Genomic DNA, 1,026 nt, shown 5'->3' with positions numbered 1-1,026 from the left:
ACGTGCTGGCAACATAGGACGAGGGTTGCGCTCGTTGCGGGACTTAACCCAACATCTCACGACACGAGCTGACGACAACCATGCACCACCTGTATACCCCGCCGAAGCACCCCCCATCTCTGGGGGTAGAGGGTATATGTCAAGCCTTGGTAAGGTTCTTCGCGTTGCATCGAATTAATCCGCATGCTCCGCCGCTTGTGCGGGCCCCCGTCAATTCCTTTGAGTTTTAGCCTTGCGGCCGTACTCCCCAGGCGGGGCACTTAATGCGTTAGCTGCGACGCGGAACTCATGGAATAAGCCCCACATCTAGTGCCCACCGTTTACGGCGTGGACTACCAGGGTATCTAATCCTGTTCGCTCCCCACGCTTTCGCTCCTCAGCGTCAGTTGTGGCCCAGAGACCTGCCTTCGCCATCGGTGTTCCTCCTGATATCTGCGCATTCCACCGCTACACCAGGAATTCCAGTCTCCCCTACCACACTCTAGTCCGCCCGTACCCACTGCAGGCCCGAGGTTGAGCCTCGGGTTTTCACAGCAGACGCGACGAACCGCCTACGAGCTCTTTACGCCCAATAATTCCGGACAACGCTTGCGCCCTACGTATTACCGCGGCTGCTGGCACGTAGTTAGCCGGCGCTTCTTCTGCAGGTACCGTCACTTTCGCTTCTTCCCTGCTGAAAGGGGTTTACAACCCGAAGGCCTTCATCCCCCACGCGGCGTCGCTGCATCAGGCTTTCGCCCATTGTGCAATATTCCCCACTGCTGCCTCCCGTAGGAGTCTGGACCGTGTCTCAGTTCCAGTGTGGCCGGTCGCCCTCTCAGGCCGGCTACCCGTCGTCGCCTTGGTGAGCCATTACCTCACCAACAAGCTGATAGGCCGCGAGTCCATCCCAGACCGAAAAACTTTCCCAACCCTCACCATGCGGTGGAGTCGCGTATCCGGTATTAGACCTCGTTTCCAAGGCTTATCCCAGAGTCTGGGGCAGGTTACTCACGTGTTACTCACCCGTTCGCCACTGATCAGAAG

General features: G+C 58.2%; 1 rRNA gene. It reads right to left on the bottom strand.

Going from position 1 to position 1,026, the window contains the following annotated elements:
- Positions 1-1,026 (bottom strand): 16S ribosomal RNA (locus tag QQX13_RS13765); the annotation flags it as partial.

It is taken from the genome of Demequina lignilytica, assembly GCF_030418375.1.
Taxonomy (GTDB): domain Bacteria; phylum Actinomycetota; class Actinomycetes; order Actinomycetales; family Demequinaceae; genus Demequina; species Demequina lignilytica.
The sequence above is the reverse complement of the archived record's forward strand: the minus strand, read 5'-3'. Positions and strand labels throughout refer to the sequence as shown.